Raw genomic sequence first — 12239 nt, forward strand, 5'->3', positions numbered from 1 at the left:
TGGAAACCTCTTGTTTACCGGGGAGAATTCGGGGTTGACGGTGGCTGGACGCCGATGCACACTGTTGCGTATCGCGATTCGTGTTGCGTTCTAAGCAACTCATGGAGGATCTATGGAATCCCTTGCGAAGCACACGGCCACCGCCGGGGCGGAACTGTTCGTCGCACGTCTGACGGACCTGCCGGTCGGCGAGGTCGCCACCGTGCGGCCGGACGGCGCAACGCCGATCGCGGTATTCCATACCGAGCAGGGTCTGTTCGCGATCGATGACACCTGCACCCATCAGGACGCGTCGCTCGCCGATGGCTGGGTGGAGCACTGCACGGTCGAATGCCCTTTGCACGAATCGTGTTTCGATCTGCGGACCGGTCGAGTCTCGGGGCCCCCGGCCAAGATCGCGGTGCGCACCTATGCGGTGCGCGTGCTCGACGGCGATATCGTGGTCGAGGCAGAGTCGACATGAGCGTGGTTGTCGTCGGCGCGTCATTGGCCGGGTTCTCGCTTGTCCGCGACCTCCGCGAGCGTGGCTATGACGGCAGCATCACCGTGGTCGGGGATGAAGTCCACCCGCCCTACGACCGGCCGCCGCTGTCGAAGGAATTCCTGCACGGCGAGGTCGATATCGCGTTGGGCGATACCGACGATCCCGGCACGCGCTGGTTACTAGGGCACCGCGCGATCGAAATAACCTCGACCGCAAGCGGTCCCGGCGTCGCCCTGGACGACGGGACCGTCGTCGCCGGGCGATCGCTTGTGCTCGCCACCGGTGCCCGCGCCCGCTCACTACCGGGCGCGCAAGGACTGGGCGGCATCCATACTTTGCGCACCGTCGATGACGCGCGCGCGATCCGCGCCGCGCTGCACACCGCACGCACCGTCGTCATCATCGGCGCAGGCCTCATCGGTGCCGAAATCGCTTCGACGGCAGCCACTCTCGGGGTGCAGGTGACCATTGTCGAACTCGCGAACGATCCGCTGTCCGTGGTCTTCGGCCCACGCCTGGGGGCGTTGTGCGCGGATCTGCACGCGGCCAACGGCGTTCGGCTACGCACCGGTGTCGCGGTGGCCGAATTCCTCGGCGACGAACACGTCAGCGGCGTGCGCCTCACCGATGGCTCACTGCTCACCGCCGATGCCGTGATCATCGGTATCGGCGCGATTCCCAACACCGAATGGGCGCAGGGTTCCCCAGTGGCCATCGATAACGGCTTCGTCACCGATTCACAGTGCCGCACAACGGTTCCCGATATCTACGCCATCGGCGACTGTGCCCGCGCCTATCACGATGCCTTGGGCTCGCACCATCGCTGCGAGCACTGGTCGAACGCGACCACCCAGGCGCGTATCGCCGCGGCGGCCATTGTTGGTGCACCACCCGCCCACCTACCGTCCACCTACTTCTGGTCACGGCAGTACGGCCGAATGATCCAGTTCGCGGGCAACCGCCGGCCGGACGACGCGGTTCGCTTCATCGACGGCGACCCGTCCACACCGTCGTGCACCGCGCTCTACGAACGCGCCGGCGAGCCGGTGGCCGTCTTCGCCATCGACAACGCACGCCTGTTCACCCGCTACCGCAAGCAGATCGAGCGGCGGCCATCGGCCATCGCAACCCCGTAGGAGGATTCGTGTCCGAAACCGTGCGCGGCATCATCGCGCGCCGCAAGGCGACGCCGGTCGAACTCGTCGATGTGGTGGTTCCCGACCCAGGGCCGCACGATGTCGTGGTGCGCGTGCAGTCGTGCGGGGTGTGCCACACCGACCTGCACTACCGCGAGGGTGGCATCAACGATGAATTCCCGTTCCTGCTCGGCCACGAGGCGGCAGGCATCATCGAGACGGTCGGTTCTGCCGTAACCCATGTCGCCGTAGGTGATTTCGTCGTGCTGAACTGGCGGGCGGTCTGCGGGGAATGTCGTGCGTGCCGACGCGGCCGCCCCTGGTACTGCTTCGACACGAGCAACGCCAGCCGGAAGATGACCCTCACCGACGGCACCGAGCTGACGCCCGCCCTTGGCATCGGCGCCTTCGCCGACAAGACCCTCGTCCACGAAAATCAGTGCACCAAAGTCGATCCCGAAGCCGATCCCGCCGTCGCCGGGCTGCTCGGCTGCGGCGTCATGGCTGGCATCGGGGCGGCGATGAACACCGGCAACGTCTCGCGCGGCGACAGCGTGGCGGTGATCGGCTGCGGCGGCGTCGGTGATGCCGCGATCGCCGGTGCGTACCTGGCCGGAGCCAAGTCCATCATCGCCATCGATCGAGACGCCCGAAAGTTGGCCTTGGCCGGTGACTTCGGTGCCACCCACTGCATCGACGCAAGCACCGAGGACGTGGTCGAGCGGATCCGGGAACTCACCGACGGCTTCGGCGCCGACGTGGTGATCGATGCCGTCGGCCGCCCGGAAACATGGAAGCAGGCTTTCTACGGACGCGATCTGGCGGGCTGCGTGGTGCTGGTCGGCGTGCCGACCCCGGAGATGACCCTCGACCTGCCGCTGATCGAGCTGTTCTCGCGCGGCGGCGCGCTGAAATCGTCCTGGTATGGCGATTGCCTGCCCGAACGGGACTTCCCGATGCTGATCGGCCTGTACCGGCAGGGTCGGCTGCCGCTGGAACGCTTTGTCACCGAACGCATCTCACTCGATCAGGTGGAGAAGGCGTTCACCGCCATGCACCACGGCGATGTGCTTCGCTCGGTCGTGGTGTGGTGATGCGGCGTTACTGTTGTGGCAGGAGGCCGTTCACGATCGCCTCCAGACCTTTCCGATGCGTATCGCGGGTGGTCAGCTCGCCCCACTGGTCGCCGATCGCGGCGAGCGTTGGCAGCGCGTTCGCGTCGAGCTGAGGCATCACCGGGTCGGCTGCGGCCGCGGCCTCGATGCGTGACCTGCGGCGCTCGTGGCTCGCCCGGACGGACAGATCGCCAAGGATGTAGTACCAGATGGTGCGGTAGACGTCGACGGCCTCTTCGATGGTGCACCCGCAGTCGACGGCCGCCGCCACGATGACCTCGACCATCCACATGGCCGACGGAACGACGAGCGGATCGGTGGCGAGCACCTCGATGATCCAGAGCCGTTCGGCCAGGCCGTCGTAGAGGATCAGCGCGGCATCGAGCAATCGCTCGCGCGGATCGGTGGGGAATTCCCGCCGCGGGATGTACTGTGCGTGCGACTCCAGCACGAGCAGCAGCAGTTCGTCCTTGTCGCGCACGTGGTGGTACAGCGCCATCGGTGTGCTGCCCAGTTCCTTCGCCAGCCGTCGCATCGACAGGCTGTCCGTGCCTTCGTCCCGCAGCAGCCGTTCGGCGGCCGTTACGATGGACTCGCGGGACAAACGCGGTGGTCGACCCACCTTTCCTTTGCGATCCGTTCCTCCGGGCATCCGCCCATCTTCCCCTATGCCGTTATGCGCCGAGTGGACGATGGTGCGCCGGGCCGCCGACTCATCGCGGCGGCGGCCCGACCGATCACCGGCACGATCCTGTCGGCTCACTGCCGTCGCGCGTGTCCACGTCGAGACAGCAGCGACTGCAGCACGACGAGCCCACCGAGGATCAGCTCGGTCACACCGACCATCCGCAGCCCGAGGTCGGCACCCGAGATGAACGCCGTGACAACATCATTGGCCCGCTCGGCGGAGGCAGTGGCGAGTGCCTGCGCCACGGTGTGCGGATCGTGCCCGGCGCGGATATCGGCCGGCAGCGCATCGACGAACCGTGCGGTGAGCACCGTGCTGATGACGGCGACGCCGAGGGCACTGCCGAATTCGCGGGTGGTGGCCTGCAACCCGGCGCCGACCCCGGCCTGCGCGTGCGGCAGCGAGCCCGCGATGGCGCCGGACAGCGTCGGAAGTGCCAGCGTCACACCGATTCCGGTCGTGACGAGCCACGCGGCGTATTCGACGTACGGAGTCTGCGCGTCGCTGGTGGAGAGTCCGAGCAGCCCGCCGCCGACGAACACGAAGGCGAGAGCGATCGTGGCGTCGAGACCGATCCGCTGGGCAAAGCGGCCGACATGGCGTGCGCCGAGCATGACCGGGATGGTCAGCGGGATGATGCCGAGACCGGTGCGCAGCACACTGAATCCCTTGCCGTACTGCAGGAACGACGCGTTGACATAGAACAGTGCGAACATCCCGAAGAAGACCGCCGTCATGCCGAGGCAGGCGCTGCGCAGGGCAGGCACGCGGAACAACCGTGGATCGAGCAGTGGGTGTTCTACTTTCAATTCGACGACCGTCCACACCACGAACAGCACTGCGGCACAAGCGAACCCGCCGACGACGAGCGCACTCCCCCAGCCCGACTCCGGACCTTGGACGATGCCGAGCAGCAGCGCCACCGACGCGGCGACGAACAGCACCGCGCCGGGCAGATCGAGACGACGGTCGTGGCGCGGCGACACCGGCGCGATCCGTCCGACGAGTCCGGCGAGCACCACCGAGATCGGCACGGCGGCGACGAACAACCAACGCCACGATCCGCCCGAAAGAACCGCTCCGCCACCGACATTGCCGACGACGCCGCCGATTCCCGTCATCGATGCCCACACCGCGATCGTCGCGGCCTTGCGTTCGGCGGGGACCGCGTGCAGCAGGATGGCAAGCGTATTGGGCAACACCGCCGCGGCGCCGACACCCGTGATCGCGCGGCTCACCAGCAACACGGCCACGTTCGGTGCGATCGCCGAGAGCAGCGCGCCGACCGCGAACAGCAGCAGGCCGGTCAGCAGGACGCCCTTGCGCCCGAAGCGATCGCCCGCGGCGCCGCCGGGGATGACCAGGCAGGCGAAGAAGATGACGTAGGTGTCGACGATCCAGACCAGTGTCGACGCGGAGGGGTGTAAGGCGCTCGCGGCGAGCATCGGGACGGCGAGGTTGATCGAGGCGACCATCCCGACGACGAGCACGACGCAGGCACACATGACCGCGAGCAGGCCGCGCTGCGCGACCGGAGGGGATGCTGGCGATGCCGGAGGGCGATCACGGATCAGGACGTTAAATGGCATGGGTATGACGGTATGGACGTCGATGGTTTCCGTGCCACGCAACTTTCACAAGACACACTTGCATACGATGCAACTATGCCCGAACAGCTCGATCTGAACCTCCTGCGCGTATTCGACGCGCTGCTTCAGGACGGCAGCGTCACGGCGGCGGCCGAGCGCCTGCACCTGTCCATCCCGGCAACCAGCCGGGCCCTTGGCCGGTTGCGGCGCGCGATGCATGATCCGATCCTGGTTCGAGCCGGGCGTGGCATGGCGCCGACGCCGTTCGCGCTGCGCACCGCACCGCGGGTGCGGTCGCTGCTCGATGAAGCGTCGGCATTGATCAGCGCCGACCGCGAGGTGTCGATCGCCGAACTGGAGCGCACCTTCACGATTCGCATCAATGACGGCGTCGCCGCGACCCTCGCGGCGGCGGCGGTCGATGCCACGGCCGCGGTCGCCCCCGGCGTGACGCTGCGTTTCGTCACCGAGGGCAGCGAGAGCATCGAGGCGCTGCGTGACGGGTCGGTCGATCTGGACATCAGTGCCGGGGACGTCGCGTCGCCCGACATCCAGTCCGCCGTGCTGTACCACGAGCTACTGGTCGGCATCGTCCGTGCCGACAGTCCGCTCGGTCAGCATCGCCGCCCGACGCTGGCGCAGCTGTGCCAGTATCCGCACGTCTCGGCCTCGCGCCGGGGTCGCGCTCGCGGACCACTCGACGAGGTGCTCGACGCCGCCGGTCTGCACCGTCGCGTCGCCGCCGTCGTGCCGACCGCCGCCGTGTCGATGCTCTTGGTCGCCTCGACCAACTACGTCGGGCTGGCTCCGCAGCGTTTCGCCGAGCAGTACGGCCAGGCGCTCGGCCTGCGCTGGTTCCCGATCGCCGACCTGCCGGCGCTCGAGGTGCGGTTGCTCTGGCACGCACGGCTCGATGCCGACCCCGCGCAGCGCTGGCTACGCGACACGATTCGCAACGCGCTCAGTTAGGCATCGAGTACGCGTTCGCCCACGGGATCCGGTTCGTCCGCGTGCTCCAGTTGAGACAGATTGCCGAAGACCGCGACCGCCACCGCTCCGCCGATGGCAAGTACGAAGCCCAGTGCCGCAAGCCATCCGAGTCCAGGGCGTGAGGTGTCGCCGAGCACAAGCACGCCGACGATTCCAGGAATCACCGTCTCGCCGACCACCAGCGCCGCGGTAGCCCCGTTCACCGAACCGAGTTGCAGCGCAACGGTATGCAGGTAGAAACCACCGATGCCCGCGATCGCGATCGTCCACGCGGCCGGGTCGGTGAGCAACGTCGACACCTCGAGCGGATCGATGCCCTGCACAATGCGAACCGCAATCGCCAAGGCCCCGAACAACATTCCGGCCGCAAGCCCTGCGGCCACCGCGCCCCGCGAGCCAAGACGTCGCACCACGAGCTGACTCGCGGCAAACAGCACAATCGACGCGATCAGCACACCCCAGTGCATCGCGGGATCATCGCTGCCGCCGCCCTCATTACCCGCGGCCCCACCGAGCGCGGCGAGCGCGAGAATCACCGCGCAGATCGCCACCCAGTCGCGCAGATGCAACCGGATGCCGAGCACGAAGACACCGAGCACCGCGGTGATGATCAAGTTCGCGCTCATGATCGTCTGCGAAAGGAACAGCGGAATCAACCGCGCGGACACCGCGTTACCCACGAACCCGACAACATCGAGCACGCTGCCAACGATGAACCACACCGTCAACACCGCCGCGACCGTGGAAGCGACAGTGGGAGCACCGTTCTCGGTCAGCTGCCCGCCATCACCGCGCGCCTGCGCGACCGCGGCCGACCGCCGCGCCGCGTATGCCTGCAGCACCGACGCAACCCCGTACCCCACGCAGGCAAGCAACGCGGCAACCAAACCGATCAGCATCCACCGACCCCCATCAGTCCCGGCCTCATCCATGTAGTCACGCCCGAAGATAACGCCAACCAACCGCGCCGCCCGCGACCGGCACCAGCCTGACCGTGCTCAACGAGGCGAAGATCACCCCCGCCGAATTCGCCTCGCGACACTGGGGAACATCGGCGAGATTCAGACAAACAGAATAAGTGGACGGAATAACCGTTTCAGACGTACGCTTCCGACAGCAGAAGTGGACGTGATGTCCGCTTGATCTGGAGGTAATGAGATGACCGCGACGGTCGGCACCACTCCCCTTGCCCGCGAACACTTTCCGGCCGTACGACGGTGGGCCTACCTCAACCATGCCGGGATCTGTCCACTGCCGCAGCCGTCGGTCGACGCGATGCATCGGCGGGCGACCGAAGTGTCGTTGCACGGCGATCTCGAGCTCGTATTCGATGACACCGCACGGCGATTGGAGGGCGGGATGCCGAATGTCACCGGCATCGCCGCGCTCGGCGCATCGATCGATCTGCTGCGCGCGGCAAGCATCCCGGCGATCTGGTCGCATGTTGATCACCTGTGCGATCTGGCGTGCGAGGGCCTCGCCTCGATCGGCGCGACCGTACTGTCGGACCGATCGCCCGACGGACGCTCCGGCATCATCGCGGTCCATCTCGACGGACCGCCGATGCCATTGCTGGCCAAGCAATTACAGGCCGAGGGCATCGCCGTGTCCGCACGTGCGGGCGGACTGCGCGCGCACCGCACGGCTACAACAACGAAGAGGATATCGATCGACTGGTCGACACCGTGGCCACGCTCATCCGCGCCTGAAATCGCTGAGCAGAGCACCGGTGATGCCGCATACTCATGACTATCCCCTGCCGAGGACCCGTCATGAACGAGCGAATCCCCGCGTTCCACTGCCTACGGCCCTTGCGTTCACCCAACCCGTAGGAGTCCCGATGGATCTCGCTGCACCCATCTGCGTCGTCGGCGCCGGACAGAGCGGCATCATGGCCGCCGCGCGGATGCGCAAGCTCGGCTTCGAGAATATCGACATTCTCGAGGCCGCCGCGCAGCCCGGCGGCTACTGCCAGTCCGTCGACGTCGACGGTGAAATCTATGATTTCCAGTCACATCTCGTCATTCAGCAGTCATTCGGCGCGGATACGGCGGGCACCGCCATCGACGAGTTGCTCCGCGAGCATCCGGTGCCGACGCAGATCGAGGCGCTGTACTTCGTCGGCAGATCCGATTCCGGCAAACCGCAGCTCGGCGTGCCGCCGCATTTCGTGCCACTGTTCCAGACCATGACCCCCGAGCAGACGGTCGATCAGCTGGTCGAGGCCTGGAACATCATCGAACGGGCGCTCAGCGGCAAGCACGGGCCCGGGGTGAGCGGGTTGGCGTTCGATCGTGTCGAGGGCGAGACCTGGGAGACCTATCGGGCGCGCCACGCACCGCTGGTCGGCGAGGTATTGCAGGGGCTGGTGATCTACGCCAACATGCGTCGACCGGGTCAGCCCGCCGAGACCATCATCAATATCAACGCGCATATCTCCGGGCACGTTTCGCAGCTGGCCAAGCTGGTGCTGTCGCTGTATCCGGCCCAGAAGCAGTCGCTGCTGGCACGGATGCCGCAGTCGCTGGTCGCCCAGCTGAGTTCGCGTCGACCGGTCAGCCTGAGCTTCCGACGGGGGTTCATCAGTTTCCTGCGCCAGATAGCCGATGACCACCGCCTCACTGTCACGGTCAACAGCCGGGTGACCGGCATCGAACCCGTTCAGCCGGAAGGGGTTCGGGTCACCTGGACCGTGGACGGCGAACAGCGCAGTGCGATCTATTCGCGAGTGGTGGTGTCCACACGGCCCGCGCAGATTCGAGATATCTTCCCCGAGGGCGATATTCACGATCTGTTCGCCGAGCGGAACTGTCCGCGCGCTTGGACACGCAGCTACCTCATTCGGGCACGGGAAGAACTCATCAGTTTCCCTCGGAAGCCGGATTCCGATGAGCCCCTTGGCTTCTGGGTGATCGATCCGTACGGGAGCTACACCGACTCCGATCCACAGCAGGCCATGCACCGCATCACCGCTGCGAACAAGCAACGTCCTGGACCGTATTGGGTCTGCTTCAGCAACTCCGACACCTCGATATCCGACGCGCGAGCCTGGTCCCTCGCCAAGGACAGCCTGTTCCTGTTCGACGACCCGGAACTGGTCGCCGAGACGATCGCCGAATGGCCCGCCTATCCGAGCGCGGCCGCGGTCCGCGACGGCTGGTTCGACCGCGTCGCGGACATCCAGGGACGGCATGGCATCTACTTCGTCGGCGAAATCCTCTCGGGACCGACCGCCGAATGCATCAGCTCATTCGTCCGTGACGTGATCCCGCAGTGGTTCGGACCAGCCGATACTGCGCGCCCGCTGGCTTTTTGATACCTTGGTGGGCAAATTCTCAGTTACTAATGGTTACAGTTAGACGCCGTCGAGAGCGAGTTCTGCCAGAGCCACACACACAGACCGGAGATTGCCAGCGTAAGGCGGTGATCGGTGACCGACAGTCGTTTGATGGTTCGCGCCTGGTGGCGATACCGGGTGCATTACCGATGGCTGATCGCGACGCTCGAATCCCACTCCGCGCTCGGACCGCTGAAGTTCATGGTCGGCGCGGGCGGCATCGTCATGGGGTTGATCACGGTGCTCGCCCTGGTCTCGCATGCCGGTCAGAACGCTCCGGCCGGGCGGGCACAGGCCGTCCTCGTTGTCACGATGGCGGCGGTGTGGACCCTGCGCTGGTGGTTGCTGCCGTGGCCGAACGAACTCGAATCGCTGCTCTGGATCGCCGGGGTCGATCTGGCGATCACCGCCAACAATGTGATGATCCAGGATCGCCTGCTCGGCTCGATGGGCTGCGTCCTGCTGGTGGTGACCGGCGGATATATCACCATCTTCCACAGTCCCCAGGTCCTTGCCCTGCATATCGGCTGGTCGGTGGTCTCGATTCTGGCGTTGGCGGCAATGATGGTGCACGGCGTGCCAGGAAGCACCGGACACGGTAAAGGCGATTACGCGCTCGGCATGGTCGCCATTCTGGTAGTCCTCGTCGTGACCGGCGTGATGCTGCCCATCGTGCATTTCTACAACTGGCTGCTGCGGGTGGACGCGCTCTCCGATCCGTTGACCAAGTTGTTGAACCGACGCGGCCTCGACTCGCACCTGCCGCGCTTCTTCGGACGCCGCTGCCGCGAAGGTGTCTACGTGGTGACGCTGGATCTGGATCGCTTCAAATCCGTCAACGACACCTTCGGACATTCGTTCGGCGACGAGGTGCTGGTGCGTACGGCCGAGTGCCTGCGAGCCACCGCGTCACCCGACGCCATCGTCGTGCGCACCGGCGGTGAGGAGTTCATGGTCGTCGGCCACCTGCACAGCGAGTCCATCGGTCTCATCGCGGACCGACTGCGTCGCGCGGTCGAGAGCATGCCCGGACTGCCGAGCACAATCACCGCCAGCGTCGGGGCGGTGGAATTCGAACCCGATCGCACGTGCGATCGGCACCTCACCACAACAACGCGTCACCTGTTCCGCAGTTCGGATTCGGCCATGTACCGCGCAAAGCAATTGGGCGGCAATACCGTCGTGATCGCCGACCCCCAGGACGCGGCTCCACCGTTGCACGGCTCCCGGACAGCCTAGCCCGCTTCGACGAGAGTAGCGAATACTTCGCCATCGACGGTGTGGCGCAACGGAATTCCGTGAAGTAAGGTAAGCCTTACTAACTCACCTCGGAGGCGCGCATGACCACTACCTGGCTGGACACCCTGGTCCGACAAACGCGGCGAGTGGGTGACTTCCCGTACCCGCACCAGGCCGCATTCCTACTGGACAACCCGGTGCGGCGATTCTTCACGAATCCGCGAGACACGATCGACCAGCTCGAGCTGACCGGCACCGAACAGGTCCTCGAACTCGGCCCCGGTCCCGGCTTCTACAGCCTCGAACTCGCACGCAAACTCACCGACGGCAGGCTCGAACTGTTCGACATCCAGCCCCAAATGCTCGATAAGGCACGCCGAAAGCTCGACGCCGCCGGTTGCGTCAACGTCGGCTTCCACAGCGGCGACGCCGGTGCGGGCCTGCCGTTCCCCGACAACTCCCTAGACGTCGCGTTCCTCGCCACCGTGATCGGCGAAGTCCCCGACAAGCCCGCGTGCGTCCGCGACCTCGCCCGCGTACTGAAGCCCGGCGGACGACTCGCCTTCTTCGAACAATTCCTGGACCCGGACCGGATCAGCGTAGCCGAGCTACGCGAACTCGTTGAGCCAGAAGGCTTTTCCCTACTCGACGCCCGCGGCACCCGATGGCACGACCTCGTCCGCTTCACGCGCCACCCGGAGCTTGTCGAAGGCTAGGAGCTGATCGCGGATCTCGGTGCGCGGCTCGGTGAGCAGCGCCGCGCGTAGATCCATCCGATCGGTGAGGGCGGAAAGGTCACGGCCAGTAAGTTTTCGATGCGCTCGATCCGGTAGTGGACCGTATTGACGTGCAGGTAAAGGGCTTCGGCGGCTTTGGTCCATGAGCCGTTGCGGTCGAGAAACGCCGCCAAGGTCGCGCGGAGTTCGGATGTGGGACAGCAACTCTCGCAGTGCCGCGACCGACGCGGCCGATCGATAAGGCTCCGTCGCGGCGCTGACAACTCGATAGGTGTCCTGCTCCTCGAGTCCGCACGAGCGCAGTATCGTCGCCAACGCGCCCTCGACCGTCGCGTCTTCGAATTCGTCGAAGAGTTCCTCGGCGGCCTGTTGTCGTTCGATATCGGCCTGTACCAACAGATCTCGATAGTGGCGCAGCACCTCGGCCGCTTCCTGCAACAACCGCGGCGGAGCCGAACGCACTGTCGGCAGATTCCCCTGTCAGCACAGCAGATCGCCGAACCCACACCCGCACCATGACCTCGCGCACGCGTGTTCCTACGCCGGCGGGTTAGTAGCCTTGTCAACCCATGTGGCGTACTCCTCCGGGCACCACTCGATAGGCTGGCCGATGAGTTCAGGGTTGTCCCACGGGTGCAACTGCTTGATCCGATCCGCAAGCTTGTCCCGGACGGCATTCGTTGTTCGGAGCTCTACGCGCCACTCCTGACCATCGCCGAGTTCGCCGAGGTGCCAAAAAATCGATTTGACCGGCCCAGCGATGAACGCACCAGCTGCCAGTCGCTCTGCGACGGCAGCGCGGGCGATCTCTTCGGCGACTTCTTCGGTGGGAGTCGTTGTTGTCACGGACCATACAGTCGCGGTTACCATTCCGTCAGCCTAGGAGAGGGCATCAACACACTCTTCGGCGCCAATGGACATCCG

General features: G+C 65.8%; 13 protein-coding genes. 8 read left to right on the forward strand and 5 right to left on the reverse strand.

The annotated features are described in order from the left end of the window. The first annotated feature begins 112 nt into the window (after nucleotides 1-112). From OG203_RS03175 to OG203_RS03185, 3 genes are read left to right on the forward strand one after another with little or no spacing between them, the layout of a single operon-like run. Nucleotides 113-463 (forward strand): bifunctional 3-phenylpropionate/cinnamic acid dioxygenase ferredoxin subunit, encoded by a 351-nt coding sequence (locus tag OG203_RS03175; protein WP_405164137.1) that lies wholly within the window; start codon nucleotides 113-115, stop codon nucleotides 461-463. Beyond that, the gene (locus OG203_RS03180; protein WP_405164138.1) at nucleotides 460-1620 is read left to right on the forward strand and encodes an NAD(P)/FAD-dependent oxidoreductase; all 1161 of its coding nucleotides are present in this window, start codon (nucleotides 460-462) and stop codon (nucleotides 1618-1620) included. Before OG203_RS03175 ends, OG203_RS03180 begins: the two co-directional genes overlap by 4 nt. Before the next feature lie 8 nt (nucleotides 1621-1628). Beyond that, the gene (locus tag OG203_RS03185) at nucleotides 1629-2714 is read left to right on the forward strand and encodes an S-(hydroxymethyl)mycothiol dehydrogenase (protein WP_405164139.1); all 1086 of its coding nucleotides are present in this window, start codon (nucleotides 1629-1631) and stop codon (nucleotides 2712-2714) included. Nucleotides 2715-2721: 7 nt separating this feature from the next. Here OG203_RS03185 and OG203_RS03190 read toward each other — a convergent pair whose 3' ends face one another. Together OG203_RS03190 and OG203_RS03195 are read right to left on the reverse strand one after the other, a co-directional pair. Then, nucleotides 2722-3357: a TetR/AcrR family transcriptional regulator gene (locus OG203_RS03190; RefSeq protein ID WP_405164140.1), complete on the reverse strand. Its 636-nt coding sequence runs from the start codon at nucleotides 3355-3357 to the stop codon at nucleotides 2722-2724. A gap of 137 nt (nucleotides 3358-3494) precedes the next feature. Beyond that, complete coding sequence (locus tag OG203_RS03195) at nucleotides 3495-5012, reverse strand: MFS transporter (protein WP_405164141.1); 1518 nt, start codon at nucleotides 5010-5012, stop codon at nucleotides 3495-3497. 75 nt (nucleotides 5013-5087) lie between these two features. Between OG203_RS03195 and OG203_RS03200 the strand changes: the two genes are divergently transcribed. After that, on the forward strand, nucleotides 5088-5981 hold the full coding sequence (locus OG203_RS03200; RefSeq protein ID WP_405164142.1) for a LysR family transcriptional regulator: 894 nt from the start codon (nucleotides 5088-5090) through the stop codon (nucleotides 5979-5981). On the opposite strand, the gene OG203_RS03205 is transcribed toward OG203_RS03200, so the two are convergent. After that, nucleotides 5978-6901, reverse strand: a complete 924-nt coding sequence (locus tag OG203_RS03205; RefSeq protein ID WP_405164143.1) for a hypothetical protein — start codon at nucleotides 6899-6901, stop codon at nucleotides 5978-5980. The genes OG203_RS03200 and OG203_RS03205 overlap by 4 nt on opposite strands. Nucleotides 6902-7160: 259 nt before the next feature. Here OG203_RS03205 and OG203_RS03210 point away from each other — a divergent pair, with 259 nt between their 5' ends. The 4 genes from OG203_RS03210 to OG203_RS03225 all read left to right on the forward strand — a co-directional run bounded on the left by OG203_RS03210 (nucleotide 7161) and on the right by OG203_RS03225 (nucleotide 11294). Continuing rightward, nucleotides 7161-7751, forward strand: a complete 591-nt coding sequence (locus OG203_RS03210) for an aminotransferase class V-fold PLP-dependent enzyme (protein WP_405164144.1) — start codon at nucleotides 7161-7163, stop codon at nucleotides 7749-7751. 91 nt (nucleotides 7752-7842) lie between these two features. Further along, complete coding sequence (locus tag OG203_RS03215) at nucleotides 7843-9318, forward strand: NAD(P)-binding protein (protein WP_405164145.1); 1476 nt, start codon at nucleotides 7843-7845, stop codon at nucleotides 9316-9318. A gap of 114 nt (nucleotides 9319-9432) precedes the next feature. Further along, nucleotides 9433-10578, forward strand: coding sequence for a diguanylate cyclase (locus tag OG203_RS03220; protein WP_405164146.1), 1146 nt, complete (start codon nucleotides 9433-9435; stop codon nucleotides 10576-10578). Between the two features lie 116 nt (nucleotides 10579-10694). Beyond that, nucleotides 10695-11294, forward strand: a complete 600-nt coding sequence (locus OG203_RS03225; RefSeq protein WP_405167760.1) for a class I SAM-dependent methyltransferase — start codon at nucleotides 10695-10697, stop codon at nucleotides 11292-11294. Here OG203_RS03225 and OG203_RS03230 read toward each other — a convergent pair. Together OG203_RS03230 and cutA are read right to left on the reverse strand one after the other, a co-directional pair. Beyond that, nucleotides 11291-11821, reverse strand: a complete 531-nt coding sequence (locus OG203_RS03230; protein WP_405164147.1) for a helix-turn-helix domain-containing protein — start codon at nucleotides 11819-11821, stop codon at nucleotides 11291-11293. The two genes, OG203_RS03225 and OG203_RS03230, sit on opposite strands and share 4 nt — an antisense overlap. Nucleotides 11822-11852: 31 nt before the next feature. Next, nucleotides 11853-12161 (reverse strand): divalent-cation tolerance protein CutA, encoded by a 309-nt coding sequence (gene cutA, locus OG203_RS03235; RefSeq protein WP_405164148.1) that lies wholly within the window; start codon nucleotides 12159-12161, stop codon nucleotides 11853-11855. Nucleotides 12162-12239: the final 78 nt, after the last annotated feature.

It is taken from the genome of Nocardia sp. NBC_01499 (genome assembly GCF_045040275.1).
Classification (GTDB): domain Bacteria; phylum Actinomycetota; class Actinomycetes; order Mycobacteriales; family Mycobacteriaceae; genus Nocardia.